The organism is Nocardia sp. NPDC058518 (assembly GCF_042719655.1).
Taxonomy (GTDB): Bacteria; Actinomycetota; Actinomycetes; order Mycobacteriales; family Mycobacteriaceae; genus Nocardia.
This window is the reverse complement of sequence record NZ_JBHXNJ010000006.1, coordinates 32861-53754: the sequence shown is the minus strand read 5'-3', so window position 1 is coordinate 53754 and position 20894 is coordinate 32861. Positions and strand designations below refer to the sequence as shown.

17 protein-coding genes are annotated in these 20894 nt (G+C 68.8%); 6 read left to right on the top strand and 11 right to left on the bottom strand.

The genetic code is table 11. The annotated features are described in order from the left end of the window. Positions 1-66 precede the first annotated feature (66 nt). From ligD to ACFWPX_RS12915, 5 genes are all read left to right on the top strand, one after another. Complete coding sequence (gene ligD, locus ACFWPX_RS12935) at positions 67-1026, top strand: non-homologous end-joining DNA ligase (RefSeq protein ID WP_378927584.1); 960 nt, start codon at positions 67-69, stop codon at positions 1024-1026. Between the two features lie 245 nt (positions 1027-1271). Continuing rightward, a complete protein-coding gene (locus ACFWPX_RS12930; RefSeq protein WP_378927583.1) occupies positions 1272-2222 on the top strand; it encodes a D-isomer specific 2-hydroxyacid dehydrogenase family protein in 951 nt (316 codons plus the stop codon). 81 nt (positions 2223-2303) lie between these two features. Then, positions 2304-3035, top strand: coding sequence for an ESX secretion-associated protein EspG (locus ACFWPX_RS12925; protein WP_378922530.1), 732 nt, complete (start codon positions 2304-2306; stop codon positions 3033-3035). A 36-nt stretch (positions 3036-3071) separates the two neighbouring features. Beyond that, positions 3072-3446, top strand: a complete 375-nt coding sequence (locus ACFWPX_RS12920) for a hypothetical protein (RefSeq protein WP_378927582.1) — start codon at positions 3072-3074, stop codon at positions 3444-3446. Further along, positions 3443-4765: a hypothetical protein gene (locus ACFWPX_RS12915; protein WP_378927581.1), complete on the top strand. Its 1323-nt coding sequence runs from the start codon at positions 3443-3445 to the stop codon at positions 4763-4765. The genes ACFWPX_RS12920 and ACFWPX_RS12915 overlap by 4 nt, the downstream gene beginning before the upstream one ends. 49 nt (positions 4766-4814) lie before the next feature. On the opposite strand, the gene proB is transcribed toward ACFWPX_RS12915, so the two are convergent. The 9 genes from proB to ACFWPX_RS12870 all read right to left on the bottom strand — a co-directional run bounded on the left by proB (position 4815) and on the right by ACFWPX_RS12870 (position 17274). Then, complete coding sequence (gene proB / locus ACFWPX_RS12910) at positions 4815-5930, bottom strand: glutamate 5-kinase (protein ID WP_378927580.1); 1116 nt, start codon at positions 5928-5930, stop codon at positions 4815-4817. Positions 5931-6036: 106 nt separating this feature from the next. Continuing rightward, positions 6037-7500 carry a GTPase ObgE gene (gene obgE / locus ACFWPX_RS12905; protein WP_062985264.1) on the bottom strand — a complete coding sequence of 488 codons (1464 nt, stop codon included), beginning with the start codon at positions 7498-7500 and terminating at the stop codon, positions 6037-6039. A 118-nt stretch (positions 7501-7618) separates the two neighbouring features. Further along, positions 7619-7885, bottom strand: a complete 267-nt coding sequence (rpmA, locus tag ACFWPX_RS12900; RefSeq protein ID WP_056821498.1) for a 50S ribosomal protein L27 — start codon at positions 7883-7885, stop codon at positions 7619-7621. Positions 7886-7909: 24 nt separating this feature from the next. Then, entirely contained in the window at positions 7910-8221 is a 312-nt protein-coding gene (gene rplU / locus ACFWPX_RS12895) for a 50S ribosomal protein L21 (protein ID WP_056821499.1), read from the bottom strand. A 262-nt stretch (positions 8222-8483) separates the two neighbouring features. Then, on the bottom strand, positions 8484-11672 hold the full coding sequence (locus ACFWPX_RS12890) for a translation initiation factor IF-2 N-terminal domain-containing protein (RefSeq protein ID WP_378927579.1): 3189 nt from the start codon (positions 11670-11672) through the stop codon (positions 8484-8486). 533 nt (positions 11673-12205) lie between these two features. Further along, positions 12206-12622 (bottom strand): nucleoside-diphosphate kinase, encoded by a 417-nt coding sequence (gene ndk, locus ACFWPX_RS12885; RefSeq protein ID WP_378918163.1) that lies wholly within the window; start codon positions 12620-12622, stop codon positions 12206-12208. A 109-nt stretch (positions 12623-12731) separates the two neighbouring features. Continuing rightward, on the bottom strand, positions 12732-13127 hold the full coding sequence (locus ACFWPX_RS12880) for a DUF4233 domain-containing protein (protein ID WP_378918165.1): 396 nt from the start codon (positions 13125-13127) through the stop codon (positions 12732-12734). Beyond that, complete coding sequence (locus ACFWPX_RS12875; protein WP_378918396.1) at positions 13124-14494, bottom strand: bifunctional folylpolyglutamate synthase/dihydrofolate synthase; 1371 nt, start codon at positions 14492-14494, stop codon at positions 13124-13126. Before ACFWPX_RS12875 ends, ACFWPX_RS12880 begins: the two co-directional genes overlap by 4 nt. 101 nt (positions 14495-14595) lie before the next feature. Then, on the bottom strand, positions 14596-17274 hold the full coding sequence (locus tag ACFWPX_RS12870; protein ID WP_378918167.1) for a valine--tRNA ligase: 2679 nt from the start codon (positions 17272-17274) through the stop codon (positions 14596-14598). A gap of 298 nt (positions 17275-17572) precedes the next feature. Between ACFWPX_RS12870 and ACFWPX_RS12865 the strand changes: the two genes are divergently transcribed. Then, positions 17573-18271, top strand: coding sequence for an AAA family ATPase (locus tag ACFWPX_RS12865; protein ID WP_378927578.1), 699 nt, complete (start codon positions 17573-17575; stop codon positions 18269-18271). A gap of 9 nt (positions 18272-18280) precedes the next feature. Here the strand turns inward: ACFWPX_RS12865 and ACFWPX_RS12860 are convergent, their stop codons facing one another. Both ACFWPX_RS12860 and ACFWPX_RS12855 read right to left on the bottom strand, forming a co-directional pair. Next, positions 18281-19228 carry a diacylglycerol kinase family protein gene (locus ACFWPX_RS12860; protein WP_378927577.1) on the bottom strand — a complete coding sequence of 316 codons (948 nt, stop codon included), beginning with the start codon at positions 19226-19228 and terminating at the stop codon, positions 18281-18283. After that, on the bottom strand, positions 19225-20853 hold the full coding sequence (locus tag ACFWPX_RS12855) for an FAD-binding oxidoreductase (RefSeq protein WP_378927576.1): 1629 nt from the start codon (positions 20851-20853) through the stop codon (positions 19225-19227). The genes ACFWPX_RS12860 and ACFWPX_RS12855 overlap by 4 nt, the downstream gene beginning before the upstream one ends. Positions 20854-20894 lie beyond the last annotated feature (41 nt).

Below are 20894 nucleotides of genomic sequence, written 5' to 3'. Positions count from 1 at the left end.
ACAGACGCACAACGACGCAGGTCCGCTCCCCGTCGGGGGCGGGCCTGCTCGTCTATCGTTGGGCGGGTGGCCAAGTCTGCGGCGCCGGCGGTAGAACTATCGGTGGGTGAGCACACGGTGCGGGTCAGCAATCCCGACCGGGTGTATTTTCCCGAGCTCGGCGTGACCAAGCTCGATCTGGTGCAGTACTACCTGAGCGTCGGGGACGGGATCGTCAACGCCTTGCGGGATCGGCCCTGCATGCTGCACCGATTTCCCAAGGGACTACCCGGTGGAAAAGTGCACCAGAAGCGGGTGCCCGCGGGTGCGCCGGACTGGATTTCGACGGTGCGCGTGCATTTCCCGCGCTACGGCAGGCATGCCGACGAACTGTGCGTGCACGAGCTCGCGGACGTGATCTGGGCTGTGCAGATGTCCACGGTGGAGTTCCATCCCTGGAATTCGCGGGCTTCCGATACCGAGTCACCCGACGAGTGGCGCATCGACCTCGATCCGATGCCGGATTGCCCGTGGTCGCGGGTGCAGCGGGTCGCCGGGGTGGTGCACGAGGTACTCGATGAGCTCGGAGCCATCGGCTGGCCGAAGACCTCCGGTGGGTCCGGGCTGCATGTGTATGTGCGGATCGCGCCGGAGTACGGGTTCGGCCAGGTCCGACGGGCGGCGCTCGCGTTCGCGCAGGAGGTGCAGCGGCGCGCGCCCGAGGATGTGACGACGGCCTGGTGGCGCAAAGACCGCGATCCCGCGCAGCTGTTCGTCGACTACAACCAGAACGCACGCGACCACACCATCGCCGCCGCCTACTCCGTGCGGGGCGTACCGGAAGCGACCGTGTCGACCCCGGTTCGCTGGACCGAGATCGATGACATCGCACCGCGCGACTTCACCATCGCGACCGTGCCTGCCCGGTACGCCGAGCTCGGCGACCTGCAGGCCGACATGGACCAAGCCGTGTTCGACATCGCGCCCCTGCTGGAACTGGCCGATCGGCACGGCGTCGAAGAGCCCGTCGACCTCGACGAATCGTGAGCCGTCCCGACTGACGCCACCCGGAGTCCGCGAGGCGGCCGCCGCCGGCCGCTGAGCGTCACGACCAGCCGATCAGGACGAGAAACCGGCGTCGAGGACCGCGCACCGGGACCGACATGGAGGGTGCGCAGGCGCGGTCGACCGCGACGAGGAAGAATCAGAGTCCGGGACCGCGCGCGGTGCCGATAGCAGCGCTCGGGCCGCGCAGTGCGGCGCAGACTCACCGATCGACCCAGGAGGTCTCTGTGCAGGAATCCGCGACCACGATCGCGATCGCCCCGGACCAGCCGGCGCCGCGCTTGCTCGAGAAAGCGGTCGTCGGAGCGGGCGCTCGGGTCGGTGAGCTCGCGGAGGCCGACGCACTGATCTGGACCGGCAAACCCGGTGATTTCCCGGCGACCCTGCCGTCGTCGGTGCGCTGGGCACAGCTGCCCGCCGCGGGGATCGAGGACTTCTTCGACGCGGGCGTGTTCACCGCGCACCCGGACGTGCTGTTCACCTCCGCGGCAGGTGCGTTCTCGCACAGTGTCGCCGAGCACGCGCTGATGATGCTGCTGGCCGGGGTGCGGTATCTGCCCGAGCAGCTGCGGGCGACGTCGTGGCAGCAGCGCGAGTTCTTCCCGCACATCGGGTCGTTGCGCGGCAAGACCGTGACGATCGTCGGCGCGGGCGGGATCGGGCGCGCGTTGATCCCGATGCTGGCTCCGCTCGGTGCCCATGTGATCGCGGTGAACCGGTCGGGACGGCCGGTGAGCGGTCACGGCATTCCCGCCGATGTCGAGACGGTGCCCACCGATCAGCTCGCCCGGGTGTGGTCGCATACCGATCACGTGGTGGTCGCGGCACCGGCGACGGCGCAGACCCGCCACCTCATCGGCGCGGACGAACTGGCCAGACTCAAGCCCTCGTCCTGGGTGATCAATGTGGCCCGTGGCAGCCTGATCGACACCGACGCACTGGTCGACGCACTGACCCGCGGCACGATCGGCGGCGCCGGACTCGACGTCACCGACCCGGAGCCGCTGCCCGACGGGCACCCGCTGTGGACCTTGCCGAACGCGATCATCACCCCGCACGATTCGAACCCGCCGCAGCTGCGGTTGGCGGCGTTCGCCGATCATGTCGGCGAGAATGTGGCGCGGTTCGTCGCTGGTGAGCCGTTGGCGGCGATCATCGAGACCAGGCGGGGTTACTGATCTGGGCAGGATCGGCACGCCGGAATCCGACAGCGCGGGTTAGGCTGTCCCCGTCCTGGTTCGGTAAGGATGGGATCGGCAATGGGATGGACCTTCACCGCTGACGAATTCGCGCACGTCTGGCGGGAATCGGGTCAGGACCGCATGCCGTTTCCGCTGCGCGTGCTCGAGTCACCGCACACCGAGAACGACGCGGCCCGATTGCGCGCGGGACTGCACGACCGACTACCCGGGGGCGACCCCGACCTCGCCGCCTGCCTGCGGATCATCGCCGAACCGCACGCCAGGATCGTGCTGGTCGGCGGCGCCCATACGCCCGGCAGCGAAATCCGGCTACTCGCCTGCGCGGTCTACGACCACGCGGTCCTGGTAGTGCAAGATCCGAGTACCCGGCCCGATTACGGTGGCAGCGTGCGGGTTTCGATCGGGCACACCGCGGGGATCGGCGCCCGCGTCGCGACCTGTCTGCCCGATACCCCGCCCGGACGTGAACCCGCGCGCGAGGCCGCGACCGACGCGGTGCGCGACGAGGAAACCGTGCTCGCGACCCACCCCGCCGTGCCGCGGATCCAGCGACTATTGCGCAGGCCGCACACCGCCGAGGGCCACATTCGCATCGAAACCGGGCTCGACCGTCCGGTGCCGAGCCCGCCGGTGCACTACAGCTGGATCGACGTGGCCAACGATGGTCGCTATCTGCTGCGCGCGGGCGAAACAGTGCACGTGGTGCCCGCATCCACTGGGCAACTCGCCGCGCAGTTACAGCGCAGGTTGGTGCCGGCGCACAGTTCGCACAGCAGAAGGTCCGGCTAACCTGGACTCCACCGCATCATCTGGAGGGGAGACGCGATGACGATCGAGAGCAGCAGAGCCGAGATCTCCCGGTTCCGCAGTGCCGCCGCGGCGGGGACGCTGAAATTCGACCCGGAAGCCGCCCGGCGGTGCGCCGACCTCTACGAACAGCAGGCCGAGCACCTCGCCCAGCTGCGTCAGGGGCTCGAGAACGCTTCCGAGACATCGGGGTTCGGCGGATTCGTCTCCGCCCAGCAGTTACAGGCGGGCTTCGCGCACAAGGCACGTGACGCCGCCGAACTGCTCGACCGCTACATCGAGGCGGCCTACCGGATGAAAGAGGCGTTCCTGCTCAGCGCGGGCCTCTACGAGGAAGCCGACGCCGCCGCGGCCGCCGCCCTGCGCGCCGTCGATACGAGGGTGCGCGGATGAGCACCGACCCCACCTACATCAGTGCGATGGAACATTTCGAATCCATGCCGCACGAACAGATCTACACGCGTGCCCAGCAGATCGACGCCGGTGCCGTTCTCGCCGCGTCGATGACCTGGCTGGAGACCGCGGCTACCCTCACCACCTCGATGCCGCTGACCAAATCCGGCGCCGACCGGGTGATCAACGACACCGGCTGGTCCGGCACGGCCGCAGATGCTGCCGCTGCGAGTACCCGCAGCTTCGCTGCCTCCATCGACGAACTCGCTGTGGTGATGGCCGAAGTCGGCGCTCGTCTCGGTGGGGTCGCCGCGGCCGCCGAGGCGGTGAAGCTGGCCGTTGTCGCGCCGGGCGGGTCGGGCCCGATCGGGGCGATCGCCCGTCTGCTCGAAAGCGCGCAGGTGATCGACGCGCAGATGGCGGCCGAGGCATTGCGCCAGGAAGCCGTGCTGGCGATGAACATGATCTACAAGCCGGCGTATTCGCTTGCCGGAACCGGTGTCCCGGCGCTGCCCACCGCACCCGGGGAGACGGAATCGCCGTCTGGTCGAGAGGGTTCACCCTCGCAGGGCAACGGGTCGACGCCGAGCCCTTCCACACCGCAAGGCAATTCGTCGGATTCGCCACAGAACCCGGAATCCGGCGCGACTCCGGCGCCCGGCGGCACTGCCACGCCAGGCGAAGACCCCGAGCCCAGGACTCCCGCACCGGCGGAAACCCCTGCGCCCCAGGGTCAGGGCTCCACTCCACAGTCTCCGACATCGGAGACACCCGCGCCCACTACTGCGCCCGCACCCACCACCGAGCCGCCTGCACCATCTACCGAACCGCCCGCGCCGCCTACCGAACCGCCCGCTCCCACTACCGAGCCGCCTGCGCCATCTACTGAAGCGCCCGCTCCCACTACCGAAGCGCCCGCTCCGACTACCGAGCCGCCTGCGCCATCTGAAGCGCCCGCGCCCACTACCGAACCGCCCGCTCCGTCGACCGAACCGCCCGCTCCGCAGAGCCAGGCGCCGACTACTCCGCCGACGCATTCTCCCAGCGAGACACCGGCTCCCCCGCCCCCACCGCCGAACCAGGTACCGACACAGCAGGATTCGAATCCGCCGTCCTCGGAGCTACCGGCCTCCCCTGCTCCACCCGGTCGACAAGCGCCACAACCACTTCCGCTGCCGGGCATGCCGGACATGTCCGACCCCGGTGGTCAGCCCGGTGTCACCGGACCGGTGCCCGGCACCGAGGGTCCACCGGAACCCGCCCAGCCCGCACCGCCTACCGACACCGCTCAGCCAGGGGTGGTCCCACGGCGGCGGTAGTCCGTCGACGCCGGTCCGTCAGCTGACCGACGCGTCACGCAACCGCGAATCAGACCTTGACGAGGTCGTCGGCGTGGATGACGGGGCGTTGCATGGTGTCGGGGAGGTCGGTGGTGGAGCGGCCGAGCATGGTGACGAGTTCGGTGCTGTCGTATTCGATGACGCCGCGGGCGACGACCTCGTCGTCGGGGCTGACCAGGTCGACCACGTCGCCGCCGAAGAAACGACCGCGGATGCCGGTGATGCCCGCGGCCAGCAGGGAGTGGCGGTGGGCCACCGCGTCGACCGCACCCGCGTCGAGCAGCACCGCGCCACGGGGGTCGGCGGCATGCCGGACCCAGAACTTGCGGCCGGACAGGCGGATCGGGCGGGCGGCGAAAGCGGTACCCACCGTGCCGTCGGTGAGCGCGGACGAGGCGTCGGCGGCCGAGGCCAGCAATACGGGGATGCCCGCGTCGGCGGCCAGACGGGCGGCGGAGAGTTTGGAGGCCATACCGCCGGTGCCGAGCGCGCCACCGCTGCCCGCGATGACGCCGTCGAGGTCGGCGCTGCTGCGCACCTCGGGGATGAAGTTGGCGGCGCCCTTGCGCGGGTCACCGTCGTAGAGACCGGCCACATCCGACAGCAGGATCAGGGCGTCGGCGCCCACCAGGTGCGCGACCAAGGCGGCGAGGCGGTCGTTGTCGCCGAAGCGGATCTCCTCGGTGGCGACCGTGTCGTTCTCGTTCACCACCGCGATCGCGCCGAGCGAACGCAACCGGTCGAGGGTGCGCTGCGCGTTGCGGTGATGCTCGCGGCGGGCGAAATCGTCGGCGGAGAGCAGGATCTGGCCGACGGTGCGGTGATAGCGGGCGAACGAGGTACCCCAGGCATGGGCGAGGGCCAGCTGGCCGACACTGGCCGCGGCCTGCTTGGTCGCCAGGTCCTTGGGCCGCTTCGACAGGCCGAGCGGCGCGAGTCCCGCGCCGATCGCGCCCGAGGACACGACCACCACATCCGAACCCGCCCGCATCCGCGCTTCGACCGCGTCGGCCAGCAGATCGAGTCGACCGGTGTCGAGCCCGCCTTCGAGGCTGGTCAACGCCGACGAACCGATCTTCACCACGACAGTGCGCGCCGACACGATCGCCGCGCGGCCCTGACTCAGCTCCGAACCCACCTGCATCGTTCAACTCCCTGCACCACGATTACCGAGCTACCTCGTCAACCCATCGCAGTATGCCGATCCAATGGTCTTGTCCGACAGCGAATTTCGCCGAACGCGACCACTCTCACTCTTTTCGTTCGCCGTTTTCGTCGAGCAGACCACGCCGCGCCTGCGAGGCGAGCTTGCGCTCGGCCGCACCGATACGGTCGTTGGTCTCCAGCCGGAGGTCGGTACCGCGGCCGGTCGGCTGCATATCGACACCCGCCGAGATCATCGGCTCCCATTCGAAGGTGACACCGGCGATGGTGACCGGGCAACCCGGCTGCGCACCCTGCTTGACCAGCTCGGCTTCGACACCGAGGCGAGCCAAGCGGTCGGCCAGATAGCCGACGGCCTCGTCGTTGTTGAAGTCGGTCTGGCGGATCCAGCGCTCGGGGCGAGTGCCACGCACGATGAAACCACCCGCCTCCTCCGGGTCGGCGATGACGCTGAAACCGGTCTCGTCGGTCGCGATCGGACGGATGATGGTGCGCTTGGGCGCGGCCTTGGGGTGATCCTCGCGATACTGACGAACCATATCGGCCAGCGCGAAAGTCAACGGGCGCAGGCCCGCGCGGCTCACGGCGGAGATCTCGAACACCGGCCAGCCACGTTCGGCGAACTCGGCGGACACCATTTCGGCCAGCTCGGCCGCATCGGGCACGTCGGTCTTGTTGAGGATCACCACGCGCGGGCGGTCGGCCAGATCACCGAGGCTGGCGTCACCGGAAAGAGCGGGCTTGTAGGCGGCGAGCTCGGCTTCGAGCGCGTCGACGTCGGAGACCGGGTCGCGGCCGGGTTCCAGGGTCGCACAGTCGACGACGTGAGCGAGCACCGCGCAGCGTTCGATGTGGCGCAGGAAGTCCAGGCCGAGGCCGCGGCCTTCGCTGGCGCCGGGGATCAGGCCGGGCACGTCGGCGATGGTGAAGGTCGTGTCACCGGACAGCACGACGCCCAGGTTGGGAACCAGCGTGGTGAACGGGTAGTCGGCGATCTTCGGCTTTGCCGCGGACAGCACCGAGACCAGCGACGACTTGCCCGCGGACGGGAAACCGACCAGTCCGACATCGGCGACCGACTTCAGCTCGAGAACGACATCGACCTCGTCGCCCTCTTCACCGAGCAGCGCGAAACCGGGCGCCTTGCGGGCCTTCGACGCCAGCGAGGCGTTGCCGAGGCCACCGCGGCCGCCACGGGCGATGATGAATCGGTTGCCCGCGCCGACGAGGTCGCAGACCACCTTGCCGTCGTCGTCGACGACGACCGTGCCGTCGGGGACCTGCAGCACCAGATCGGCGCCGTTCTTGCCCTCCCGGTTGCTGCCCTCGCCCGGCTTGCCGTTGCCTGCCTTGGCGTTGGGGTGGAAGTGGAAATCGAGCAGGGTGTGGACGTTGGCGTCGACCTCCAGGATCACGTCGCCACCGCTGCCGCCGTTGCCGCCGTCGGGCCCGCCGAGCGGCTTGAACTTCTCACGATGCACCGAGGCGCAACCGTGTCCACCTCTACCGGCACGAACATGCAGCACGACGCGGTCGATGAATTTGGACATGGGTTGATCCTCCTCCTTCTGACTTGTCGTTTTCGGTAAGGGTGGACGAACACGACAGAGCGGGTCAGGAAATCCCTGACCCGCTCTGGTGTCCGTGGGGAGCGAAAGCTCCAGGCGGTCAGGCCTGGACCGGCTCCGGTACAACGATGTTCACGGTCTTGCGGCCACGCTTGGTGCCGAACTCGACCGCGCCCGCCTCGAGGGCGAACAGCGTGTCGTCGCCACCACGGCCGACGTTCACGCCCGGGTGGAAGTGGGTTCCACGCTGACGGACCAGGATCTCGCCCGCGCTGACCTTCTGGCCGCCGAAGCGCTTCACGCCGAGGCGCTGTGCGTTCGAATCGCGGCCGTTCCGGGAGCTGGATGCGCCCTTCTTATGTGCCATTGCTTCGTCTCCTCGGGAAAATTCTTACTTGATGCCGGTGACCTTGATGACCGTCAGCGGCTGACGGTGACCCTGGCGCTTGTGGTAGCCGGTCTTGTTCTTGAACTTGTGGATCCGGATCTTCGGGCCCTTGGTCTGGTCGATGACCTCAGCGGCCACGGAGATCTTGGCCAGCTTGTCGGCGTCGGTGGTCAGATCGGCGCCGTCGACGACGAGAACCGGGGTCAGCGCCACGGCGGTGCCGACGGGACCCTCGATCTTCTCGACCTTCACCAGGTCACCGACCGCGACCTTGTACTGCTTTCCGCCGGTCTTGACGATTGCGTACGCTGCCATCGGTCGGCTTCCTCCACTCACATTGGTCCTGCACATGTCCACGCCGCAGCTGCGACGCGTATTCCTGGGCTCATCCCCGCAAGAGCGGGGGAAGAACGTTTGCTGCCTGCGGTATACACCCGGCCTGTTCGGCCAGATGCTCAATCACTGGGCAGCGACCGACCTAGGTTACCAGAGCGGTATCCACTCCCCCAATTCGGCCGGTCAGGGCCCGAATCGAGGGCTTACGTGCGCGGACGAATCCGCGCACGTAAGCGTCGGGTTACTTCGATTCAGCAGCCGGAGCGCCCGCGGGACGACCCACAGCGCGACGGCGCGGCTTGCGTTCCGGGACGATCACCGGCTCCGCGGCGAAGTCCACGACAGCCGCTGCGGGCGGCTGTTCGTTCGCCGACAGGACGAACACGGCTCCCGCGCTGTCCGGTGCGGGCGCTGCCGTCGACCGGGCTACGCGACGCCTCCGAGGTGCCCGCGGTGCGGGTTCCTCGGCGGCCGGAGCCGGTTCGGGCTGTGACGTCTCGGGCTCTGGCGTCTCGACGACCGCGGCCGGTTCGGGCTGCGCGGTCTCGACGACCGGAGTCTCGGCGACAGCGGCGGTATCGGCAGGCGCCGAGCTCACCACTTCCTCCTCGACCTCGGGCTCTGCCTCGCCGGAGATGACCCCGGTGAGCGGACCCTCGGTGCTCGGCTCGGTGTTCGCGGCAGCGGCACCGCGACCCGATCGGCGCGACCGCGACCGTGAGCGCGACCTGGTCGGCTCGGCGGGCGCTTCCTCGACGGTCTCGGTGTGCTCGTCGGTGTGCTCGTCGTCGTGATGACCTGCCATCGCGAGCACCACCGGGTGGGCTCGCTTGACCGCGATGTCCTCCTCGGTGTGTTCGGCGGCGGGCGCGGTGCCGTTGGTCGCCGGTGCGGCGGTGGCGGCGGCGGGCTTGTCGCGGTCCTTGCCGCGGCGACGGCGCGAACCGCCCTCCTTCGCCCGCGGCTCCTCGACGCCGGACCCGGAATCCACCGGGTAGGAGTGCACGAGGATGCCACGACCGTGGCAGTGCTCACAGGTGGTGGAGAACGCCTCGACCAGTCCGGTGCCCAGCTTCTTGCGGGTCATCTGGACCAGGCCCAGCGAGGTGACCTCCGATACCTGGTGGCGGGTGCGGTCGCGTCCGAGAGCCTCGGTGAGACGACGTAGCACCAGGTCACGGTTGGATTCGAGGACCATGTCGATGAAGTCGACGACGATCATGCCGCCGATATCGCGCAGCCGCATCTGGCGCACGATCTCTTCGGCCGCTTCCAGGTTGTTCTTGGTGACGGTCTCTTCGAGGTTCGACGAGCCCGAGCCGGTGAACTTGCCGGTGTTGACGTCGACGACGGTCATCGCCTCGGTGCGGTCGATCACCAGGGTGCCGCCCGAGGGCAGCCACACCTTGCGATCGAGAGCCTTGGCCAGCTGCTCGTCGATCCGGAACGCGTCGAACACGTCGACACCGTTGTTCTCGTGCCGGTTGACCCGCGGCAGCAGGTCGGGCGCCACGGTGCGGACGTAGGTCTCGACGGTGCTCCACGCGCGGTCACCTTCGATGACCAGCTTGGCGAAGTCCTCGTTGAACAGATCGCGGATGACCTTGACCAGCATGTCGGGCTCTTCGTAGAGCGCCTTCGGTGCGTTGGTCTCCTTGGCGGCGGCCTCTTCGATGGTGCGCCAGGCGGCCTGCAGCCGCTCGACATCACGAGCCAGTTCGGGCTCGCTGACACCCTCGGACGCCGTCCGGATGATCACCCCGGCGTCGGACGGGACGATCTCGCGCAGGATCTCCTTGAGCCGCTTGCGCTCGGTATCGGGCAGCTTGCGGCTGATCCCGGTGGAGGTGCCACCTGGCACGTACACCAGGAAGCGACCGGCGAGGGAGATCTGGGTGGTCAGGCGGGCGCCCTTGTGACCGACCGGGTCCTTGGACACCTGCACCAGCACCTGATCGCCGGGCTTGAGCGCCTGCTCGATCTTGCGCTCGCGACCACCGAGACCGGCGGCCTCCCAGTTCACCTCACCGGCGTAGAGCACACCGTTGCGGCCGCGGCCGATGTCGATGAACGCCGCCTCCATGCTGGGCAGCACGTTCTGCACCTTGCCGAGGTAGACATTGCCCACCATCGACGCCTGACCGGAACTGGTCACGAAGTGCTCGACGAGGATGTTGTCCTCCAGGACCGCCACCTGGGTGGTGGTCTGGTGACCCGGCGCGTGTTCGGCGGGGTCGAACGCCTTCTCGCGCACGACCATCACCCGGTCGACCGCCTCGCGGCGGGCCAGGAACTCCGACTCGGTCAGGATCGGCGGACGGCGACGCCCGGCTTCCCGGCCGTCACGGCGGCGCTGACGCTTGGCTTCCAAGCGGGTGGAGCCGGAAATGCCCTGCACTTCGTCGGCGTTGCTCGAGCTGGAACGGCCGCGGCTCTTGTTGCGGGGTTCACGCTCGTGCACGACGGTGTTCGGCGGATCGTCCTCGGTCGCCGCGTCGGCATCGGCGGACTCACCGCCGACCTTGCGACGGCGACGACGGCGACGGCGACGGCTCGCGCCATCGGCCGATCCGTCTTCGTCATCGGTCTCGGATTCGGTGTCTTCGGCCTGTTCGGCCTCGTCGGTGACCTGCTCGGCCGGCTGCTCGGCCTCGTCGGTGTCGTCGTCCTCGGTGTCGGACTCGTTGTCCTCGCCGTCGGCGGACTGCTCGCCACGACCGCGACCACGGCCACGGCGGCCACGGCGACGGCGGCGCGGCTGGCCGTCGGCGTCGTGGTCACCGGACTGATCGGCGGACTCGTCCTCGACCTCGGCTTCGAGCTCCTCGGCCTTCGGCGCGACGGGCTCCTCGACCGGCGGTGCGGCGGGCTCCTCGGTCCGCTTGGGAGTCCGCTCGGCGCGACGGCGCTTGCGGGCTTCCTCGGCGGCGGTGGCATCCGGCGGGAGGAACAGCGGCATACCCACCGAGGCGGGCGCCTCGAAGGTCACCGGTTCGGCCCGCACGGGGGTTTCGGACACCCGGTGGGTGAACAGATCGGTGTGCGCGTCCTCGCGCATCGCGGCGAACACCTCGTCGGTGCGCGCGACGTGGGGCGCGGAAAACAGCGACGCGGGCGCCGCTGAGGTGTCGGCCGGCTGCTCGGCGACGGGTGTGGACGCGGCGCGTTTCTTCGCGCGCGTCGTAGGTGCGGGTGCCTCGGATTCGCCAGGCTCGGTGTCAGCGGCGGCGATCGCGTCGCGCACCGTTTCGGCGACCGAGCGGTCGACATTGGATTGAACGCTGCGCGCCTCGGCGCCCAATTCGGCCAGTTTGGCCAGGATGCGTTTGCTGGTCACTCCCAACCGTTTGGCCAGTGCATGAACTCGAATTCGCTCCGGCAATTGATCGGCATCCTGTTGTGTTGTGTCCAGCGGCTCTTTTTCGGCCACGAAGTCTCCTCGGGCCCCCGGGCGCGTCCTTCCCCGGTACGGGAGTGACGCGGCCGACGCGGGGGCATCGTCCGTGCACCTCGTACCCGATGGTACGAGGGTCATCTGGTCTCGCCCCGCGTGTCCGGTCGCACCTTGATCGATCGTCTGGCGCGCCAACCGGTCACACGGCGCCTGGCTGTACGGCGTGGCACCGCGCTTTCGAGCGCTCATCCAGCGTGCCTGCGCGGGCAACCCCAGCAACAGGGCCGTCCGTGGCAGCGATGATCGGCATCAACCGCGGTGTCATCCGGTCATGTCCGCCGCCGCGTCACGTACCTGCGCGACAGGTCGGCGTCGAACACATCCGTAGTCAGTATCCCATACGGTTCGCACGGGGATCGCCATCGGCGCAACTCACGCGAACTCCGCCCCGCTCACGACGGTCGTTTCACCCGGCGGATACAGCGAGCGAAGGCGACCCGGCCGGGCGGAGTTCGATACCGCCTGACCGGGTGTCCAACTACCTTGACGGCGCTGGGAAACCAGGCGGGTCAGGCGGGAAATTCGGGGAACCAGAGGGCGATCTCGCGCTTGGCGGACTCGGGCGAGTCGGATCCGTGGACCAGGTTGTACTGGGTCTCCAGGCCGAAGTCGCCGCGGATGGTGCCGGGCACGGCCTTCTCCACCGGGTCGGTGCCACCGGCGAGCTGACGGAACGCCGCGATCGCGCGCGGGCCTTCGAGCACGGCCGCGACGACCGGGCCGGAGGTGATGAATTCGATGAGCGAGCCGAAGAAGGGCCGCTCGGCGTGTTCGGCGTAGTGCTCGGCCGCGAGTTCCACGGACACGTTCTTCAGCTCCAGCGCCTGGAAGGTGAGGCCCTTGCGCTCGATGCGCGCGAGGATCTCGCCGGTGAGGCCCCGGGAGACACCGTCCGGCTTGATGAGTACCAACGTCTGCTCAGTCACGGGGTAACCCTAGCGTCGGCCGTGTCAGCACGCCGATCGGGCCCTCGAGCCGGTCAGGACTTCGTATGCATTCGCTGGCTGGGGAGTAGGCCTGCGTACCCGGCAACCGTCAGGACTTCGTATGCATTCGCTGGCTGGGGAGTAGGCCTGCGTCCATTCGTCGCTGAACGTCCGAGCGCAAGATCAGGATGAACGCCCATACCGCGATGAACACCACCGCGATCACGCCGATCGACAGGTGGATGAACGTGCCTGCGAGCAGCAACACCTGCAGACCCAGGTTGAACGGGATCGCCCACGGCTTACGCTGCACACCCGCGCCCAGGATCATCAGCAGCGAGAGCACCACGAGGTAGGTCCCGGAGATCCAGGTGACACCGCCGCCGACATCGGCGACCACCGGCAGCGCCAGCAGGACCACGATCGCCTCGAGGACCAGGGTCCCCGCCATGACCCCGCGAAGACCCTTCCACGGATCGTTGGCGGGAGGAGGCACAGTACTCATGCCGGAGCCTTTCCGAACAGGGCGCGCGCCGCACCCGCGGTGACGACCGACCCGGTGACGATCACGCCGGCGCCGGAGATCACGTCACCCTCGTCGCCCGCCTGCTCGGCCAGCGCGATCGCCGACTCCAGCGCGTCGGGCAGGGTGTCGGCGGTGATCACTCGTTCATCGCCGAAGCGCTGTACGGCCAGGTCGGCCAGTGTGTCCACATCCATGGCCCGCGGTGAACCGTTGCTGGTGACGACGATTTCGTCGAAGACCGGCTCGAGCGCGTCGAGAATCCCGGCCGCGTCCTTGTCTGCGAGCACCGCGACCACCCCGACCAGCTTGCGGAAGTCGAACTCGCCGGTGAGCGTCGCGGCCAGTGCCTGCGCTCCCGCCGGGTTGTGGGCGGCGTCGACGAAGATGGTCGGCGCGTTGCGCATCCGTTCCATCCGTCCAGGGCTGGCCACTGTCGCGAAACCGCTGCGCACGGCCTCGATGTCGAGCTGGCGATCGGCGCCTGCGCCGAAGAACGCCTCCACGGCGGCCAGCGCCAGCGCCGCGTTGCGGGCCTGGTGCTCACCGTGCAGCGGCAGGAAGATCTCGTCGTAGACGCCGCCGAGTCCCTGCAGGGTCAGTAGCTGTCCGCCGACGGCCACGGCCCGTTCCAGCAGCCGGAACTCCGCGCCCTCGCGGGCCACCGCGGCGTCCTCGGCCACGGCTCGGCGCAGCAGCACGTCCATCACCTCGGGCTCCTGCTCGGCGATCACCGCGACGGTGTCGGTCGGGATCAGCGCCTCGGGGGCGCGCTTGATGATCCCGGCCTTCTCCTTGGCGATCGACTCGAGGTCGGGACCGAGGTATTCGGTGTGGTCGAGGCCGATCGGGGTGATCACCGCGACCTGCGCGTGGATCACATTGGTGGCGTCCCAGGTGCCGCCCATGCCGGTTTCCACGACGGCCACGTCGACCGGAGCCTCGGCGAACGCGGCGTAGGCCATGCCGGTGAGCACCTCGAACTTGCTCATCGCCGGGCCGCCGGATTCGGCGGAGCGCTGGTCGATCATGCCGACATACGGCGCGAGTTCGTGATAGGTCGCCACGTAGTCGGCGGGCGAGATCGGCGTGTTGTCGATGCTGATCCGCTCGGTCGCCAGCTGCAGGTGCGGGCTGGTGATCCGGCCGGTGCGCCGGTGCAGCGCGGTGAGCAGCGCGTCGATCATCCTGGTCACCGAGGTCTTGCCGTTGGTGCCCGCGATGTGGATGGCCGGATAGTTGTTCTGCGGGTTACCCAGCAGATCCATCAGGGTGGCGATCCTGGTGAGCGACGGCTCGATCTTGGTTTCGGGCCAGCGCTTGTCGAGTTCGGCCTCTACCAGGGCCATTTCGGCGAGGTCGACCGGTGACGGCCCGGTGTTGAGCTGGGCCGCGCTGTAGTCGCTGCCGCCGAAATCGGCGTCGTCGGAGTCACCGGGGCCCATGTCGCTCACTTGGCGCTCAGCTCCGCCAGGCGGGCGCCGATGCGCGTGACTTCGGCCGTGGCCACATCCCGACGAGCAGTGATCTTGTCGACGACCGGCTGCGGCGCCTTGGCCAGGAAGGCCTCGTTGCCGAGTTTGGCCGTCGTGGTGTCGAGGTCTTTCTGCGCGGCCGCGAGATCCTTTTCCAGCCTGCGGCGTTCGGCGTCGAGGTCGATCGCGCCGGAGGTGTCGAGCTGCACGGTGACCGTCGCAGCCGACAGCCGGACCTGCACTTCGGCGGTGGTGGCGAAGTCGTCGCCCGGTTCGGTGAGGCGGGCCAGGTTGGCCACCGAGTCGGCGAACGCGTCGAGCCCGGCCTCGTCGAGCCCGACGAGAGTGGCCTTCACCTTCTGCTTGTCGGCCAGCCCCTGATCGCCGCGGAACCGGCGGATCTCGGTGATCAACCGCTGTGTATCGGCCACTCGCTGGGCCGCGACTTCGTCGGTCGCGATGCCACTGGCCTGCGGCCACGGGGCGATCACCACCGATTCGCCGCCGGTGAGCGCCTTCCACAGGGTCTCGGTGACGAACGGGATCACCGGGTGCAGCAGGCGCAGCACCGCGTCGAGCACACTGCCGAGCACCACCGCGGTGCTCTCGGCGCGCGCGTCGGATTCGGCGAACTGCACCTTGGAGAGCTCCAGGTACCAGTCGCACAGCTCGTCCCACGCGAAGTGGTAGAGCGCCTCGCAGGCCTTGCCGAATTCGTAGGCGTCGAAGGCGGTGTCGACCTCGGCGCGGACGGCGTCGAGCCGGTCGATGATCCAGCGGTCGGCGTCGGTGAGGGTCTCGCGCGGGGGCAGCTCGCCGATGCGCGCGCCGTTCATCAGCGCGAACTTGGTGGCGTTGAACAGCTTGGTGACGAAGCTGCGCGAGGCCAGCGCGTGCGCGTCGCCGACCGACAGATCCCCGCCGGGCTGGGCGCCGCGGGCCAGGGTGAAGCGCAGCGCGTCGGCGCCGTAGGAGTTGATCCAGTCCAGCGGGTCGATGCCGTTGCCGCGCGACTTCGACATCTTCTTGCCGTGCTGGTCGCGGATCAGGCCGTGCAGGAACACATCCTGGAAGGGCACCTGCTTGCGTCCGCCCTTCCCGGCGGTGAGCACCGGGTCGTCGCTGACGTACATGCCGAACATCATCATCCTGGCGACCCAGAAGAAGATGATGTCGTAGCCGGTGACGAGCGCGCTGGTGGGATAGAACTTCGCCAGCTCGGGGGTGGCGTCGGGCCAGCCCATCGTGGAGAACGGCCACAGGCCGGAGGAGAACCAGGTGTCGAGCACATCGGGGTCCTGCACCCAGCCCTCTGGCGCTTCCTCGCCGGGGCCCAGGCACACCATCTCGCCCTCGGGGCCGTACCAGATCGGGATGCGGTGGCCCCACCACAGCTGACGCGAGATGCACCAGTCGTGCATGTTGTCGACCCAGTCGAACCAGCGCGGTTCCTGGCTGGCCGGGTGGATCTTCACATCGCCTTCGCGCACGGCGTCACCGGCGGCTTTGGCCAGGGTGTCGACCTTGACCCACCACTGCATCGACAGGCGCGGCTCGACCGGCTCGCCGGAGCGCTCCGAGTGGCCGACCTGGTGCTTGTAGGGGAACTTACGCCCGGCGATGCGACCTTCGGCCTCGAGCCGCTCGCGGATCTTGACGCGGGCTTCGAAGCGGTCCATGCCGTCGAATTCGGTGCCGCTGTCGGCGATCCGGCCGGTCTTGTCCATGATCGTCGGCATCGGCAGACCGTGGCGCAGGCCGAGCTCGAAGTCGTTGGGGTCGTGCGCCGGGGTGATTTTCACCGCGCCGGAACCGAATTCGGGGTCGACGTAGTCGTCGGCGACGATCGGGATCTGACGGCCGGTGATCGGGTGGTAGAGCGTGGTGCCGATCAAAGCCTGGTAGCGCTCGTCGTCGGGGTGCACCGCCACCGCGGTGTCACCGAGCATCGTCTCCACGCGGGTGGTGGCCACGATGACGTGCGGCTCGTCGTCGTTCAGCGAACCGAATCGCATGCTCACGAGCTCGCCGTCGACCTCCTTGTGGTCGACCTCGAGGTCGGAGATGCCGGTCTGCAGCACCGGCGACCAGTTCACCAGTCGCTCCGCGCGGTAGATCAGGCCCGAGTCGTAGAGCCGTTTGAAGATCGTCTGCACCGCGCGCGAGAGACCGTCGTCCATGGTGAAGCGGTCGCGGCTCCAGTCGACGCCGTCACCGAGGCGACGCATCTGCCCCTGGATCTGCCCGCCGGACTCGCGCTTCCAGTCCCACACCTTGTCGATGAACAGCTCGCGCCCGAAGTCCTCCTTGGACTTCCCGTCGACGGCGAGCTGCTTCTCCACCACCGTCTGCGTGGCGATACCCGCGTGGTCCATGCCCGGCAGCCACAGCACCTCGTAGCCCTGCATCCGCTTGCGGCGGGTGAGCAGGTCCATGATCGTGTGGTCGAGCGCGTGGCCCATGTGCAGGGTACCGGTGACATTCGGCGGCGGCAGCACGATCGAGTACGGCGGCTTGTCCGAGGACGCGTCGGCGGCGAAGTACCCGGCGTTTACCCAGCCCTCGTACAGGTCGGCCTCTACCTCGCTGGGGTTCCAGCTCTTGGGCAGGGCATCGGCACGATTACGCGAGTTGTCAGGGGCTGCGCTGGTCACGTCCCAATCCTAAGGGGAGGCGGCAACCAGCTTTTTCCCGCCTACCCCAGCACAAAAAAAGACGGAATCTTCGGTGGATGAGGGACACCGAAGACTCCGTCTACACCTGTGATCCTACCGGCGATCAACCGTGCCGAGCAGAATCCATATGGAATTCTCAGCTTCGGCCTCGCGCTGGTGGCGAGGGCTGTGACGCGCCACGACGACACGCGGAAACCCTTGTGCCCCAAGCCTCCAGCCCGAAGATCCGGGTAACCCCCGATTGCCGTTTTGTCCGAATTAACGGACCCTGGAGAGGGTGACGCCTCCGCTCGATTCCTCGTCCCCCGTTCCCGCATCGGCTCCGAGGATCATCACCCCGATCGCTTTGGTGGACCTACGCGCCGGCGAGGTCGAAGAACTGCGCTACCCGAGCACCACGGTCCTGGTCTTCGCCGGTGTGCCCGGCGCGGGAAAGTCCACCGCGCTACACCGCTTCTTCGGCGCGGGCCCCGATGCCGAACATCCGGTGCGCACCGCGTCCGGCGCCCTGGTTCTCGACTCGAACCACACCCGCAATCGCCTGCGCCACCGCCTCGGCTGGGCGCCGTACTCGCTGTGGCGCCCGCTGGTCCACCTCGCGCACTACCGCGCGATCCGCGACGCACTGCGCGAGGGCGATGGACCGGTCGCCATCCACGACTGCGCGACCTTCCGCTGGAGCAGGCGCCTGATCACCCGCTGGGCCGCGCGCAGTCACCGCGAACTGCACATGGTGCTCATCGACGTGCCCGCGGAGCAGGCCAGATCCGGTCAGATCAGCCGGGGCAGACGCGTCAACAGCATCGCCTTCACCGCGCACTGCCGCCGCTGGGAAACGATGATGGACTCCCTCGGAGCCCGCGACGCCACCCACGCGCCGAACCCGGATCCGCATCCGCTGTCATCAACATCGGTGGTGATCATCGACCGTCCGACGCTGCACGCGGTGTCGCGCATCGCCTTCGACGCGGCCTGATCGAGGCGCTCACGGCACCAGCACGCTCAGCGCCCCCGGCATCGCCTGCACCGTCACCGGCAACATCCCCGCGGGCTCACCATCGGCCGTCGCGTACCCGCCCTCGGCGCTGACCGTGATCCGCCGCGCCCGGTAGCGCTTCGTCGCGGGATGGTCGATCCGTTTGCCCGCCGACAACGCGGGCAGCAGCCGCGCCATCTCCAGCCGCGACACCGCACCGACCACCGTGATGTCGAGGTAGCCGTCGTCGGCGCGTGCTTCCGGACACACCAGCATCCCGCCGCCGTAGGTGCGGGTGTTGCCGATCGGCGCCATCACCGCGTCGGTCAGGATCACCACGTGTGAGTCGGGTGGATTGTCCAGTGCGCCGGGCGCGAGGCCCGACATCTCGATCCGGAACGGCAGTGTGTAGCCCCGCATGAGCTCGGCAACAGCGGCCGCGGTGTAGCGCAGGGGGCCGCGTGGGTAGCGCATCTTGTTGGCGCGCATGGTGACTCGCGCATCGAACCCGGTGCCGACCACGGTCGCGAACCAGGTGGGTGTGGCGTCCGGTGATTCGATCCGCCCCAGATCGATGGTCCGGGTTCGACCGCCGAGCACGATCCCGACAGCGGCCAGCGGGTCACCGGTGGGTATGCCGAATTCGCGCGCCAGGTCGTTGCCGGTGCCCGCGGGCACCAGTCCCAGCGGCACCCCGCTGTGCGCGACAGCGGCCAGCAGCACGTTCATCAGCCCGTCACCGCCGACGCAGATCACCGCATCCGGCCGGTCCTCGCCCGCGACAAGCGTCCTGACCTGCGTCACCGACTCGTCCGCACTCGGCGCCCGCACCTCGACCACCTCGACATCGCGCGCCAGCAGTTCGGCCAGTACCGCCTCGGCGACACCGTCGCCACGGCCCGACCCGGAATGCGGGTTCGTGACAACCACCACGCGCCGCACCGAATATTCTTTCACGGCACCAGCTTCCCAGGGTTGAGCACTCCGGTGGGGTCGAGTTCGCGCTTCACCGCACGCAACACCCGAACCCCCAGGTCACCGATTTCGGCGCCCATCCACGGACGGTGGTCGGCGCCGACGGCGTGGTGGTGGGTGATGGTGCCGCCCGCGGCGACCATCGCGTCGCTCGCGGCGGATTTGGCGATGCGCCACTGCGCGATCGGATCGTCGAGCTGCTTGGTGACCACGGTGAAGTACAGCGAGGCCCCGGTCGGGTAGGTGTGCGAAATGTGGCACATGACCAGCGCGGGTGTGCCCTGCGCGCCGAGTGCGTCCATCAGCGCGCCGGTGACCTTCACCTTGAGATTGCCCAGGTTGGCCCAGCTGGTGGCGGTTTCGAGGGTCTCGCACAGCACGCCGACATCGAGCAGCGCGTCACGCATGTAGGGCGCGGCGAACCGGCCGTGCTCCCACTGCTGCGCGGGTGCCTCGCCGAGCGCGGTGCCGCCCGCGGCGGCGAGCAGGTCACTCGCCTCGGCAGATCGGGCGGCGACGTGGGCCTTACTGCCCTCGAAGGTGGTGATGGCGAGGCAGCCCGAGACCGGGTTGCCGCCGACATCGGCGGAGCGGGCCAGGTTCAGGCCCGTTTCGGCCTCGTCGGACAACCGCATCACCGTCGGCGCGGCACCGGCCTGCACCACACTACGCAGCGCGGCGGCTCCGGTGGCGAAGTCGGGGAACGACCAGGCTTGGTAGCCAACGGTTTCCGGCACGGGATGCACCCGCAAGGTGACCGAGGTGATGATGCCGAGCGCGCCCTCGGACCCGACGAACAACTCGCGCAGGTCGGGTCCGGCCGCCGACGCGGGGGCGCGACCGAGGTCGAGGGTGCCCTGCGGGGTCGCGATCACCAGGCGTTCGACCATGTCGTCGAACCGGCCGTAGCCCGCCGAGGCCTGACCCGACGACCTGGTCGCGGCGAAACCGCCGATGCTGGCGAATTCGAAACTCTGCGGAAAGTGCCCGAGCGAGAGCCCGTGCGCGCCGAGCAACTCCTCGGCCTGCGGCCCGGTGAGCCCGGCGCCGAGGGTGGCGGTGCCGCTGGCCGGGTCGACCGCGGTGAGCGTGTCGAGCCTGCGCAGATCGAGCGCGATCACGGTGCCGAACTGCCCGCGTACCGGATCCACGCCACCGACCACGCTGGTTCCGCCGCCGAACGGGACTACGGCGATGCCGTGTTCGGCGCAGTACTTCAGCAGCGCGAGAACCTGGGGGTGATCGGCGGGGAAAACGACGGCGTCGGGGGCGTCCTGCGGTGTGCTCGCACGACGGCGTAGCAGGTCGGGGGTGCTCTTGCCGCCCGCGTGCCGGAGCCGGTCGATGTCGGCGGTGGTGAGATGTTCGTCACCGACGATCCCGGCCAGACCGGACCTATCGGCGGCGGTGAGCGTGGTGGGGATCAGCGGCACATCGTTCTCGTCACGGCGCGCGACCGGCTCACCCGAGATCCCGAACACCTGCGCGAGCAGGCCACGGATCTGGGCTGACAGCGGCTGGTGACCGGCGGCGACGCCCCAGGCGTCCCACACCATGTTCGGTGCCACGGTGGCAGACCCCGATTGTTCGCGTTGCGTCTCGACCATGCGTTACATAATGACATATAGTGTCAAGCAGTAACCAACGA

Coding starts and splice junctions, on each gene's coding strand:
- ACFWPX_RS12925 (WP_378922530.1), top strand. CDS start 2,304: ATGGGATGGACCTTCACCGCTGACGAATTCGCGCACGTCTGGCGGGAA.
- ACFWPX_RS12920 (WP_378927582.1), top strand. CDS start 3,072: ATGACGATCGAGAGCAGCAGAGCCGAGATCTCCCGGTTCCGCAGTGCC.
- ACFWPX_RS12915 (WP_378927581.1), top strand. CDS start 3,443: ATGAGCACCGACCCCACCTACATCAGTGCGATGGAACATTTCGAATCC.
- proB (WP_378927580.1), bottom strand. CDS start 5,930: ATGCAGGTGGGTTCGGAGCTGAGTCAGGGCCGCGCGGCGATCGTGTCG.
- obgE (WP_062985264.1), bottom strand. CDS start 7,500: ATGTCCAAATTCATCGACCGCGTCGTGCTGCATGTTCGTGCCGGTAGA.
- rpmA (WP_056821498.1), bottom strand. CDS start 7,885: ATGGCACATAAGAAGGGCGCATCCAGCTCCCGGAACGGCCGCGATTCG.
- rplU (WP_056821499.1), bottom strand. CDS start 8,221: ATGGCAGCGTACGCAATCGTCAAGACCGGCGGAAAGCAGTACAAGGTC.
- ACFWPX_RS12880 (WP_378918165.1), bottom strand. CDS start 13,127: ATGAGTACTGTGCCTCCTCCCGCCAACGATCCGTGGAAGGGTCTTCGC.
- ACFWPX_RS12875 (WP_378918396.1), bottom strand. CDS start 14,494: ATGGCCCTGGTAGAGGCCGAACTCGACAAGCGCTGGCCCGAAACCAAG.
- ACFWPX_RS12855 (WP_378927576.1), bottom strand. CDS start 20,853: ATGGTCGAGACGCAACGCGAACAATCGGGGTCTGCCACCGTGGCACCG.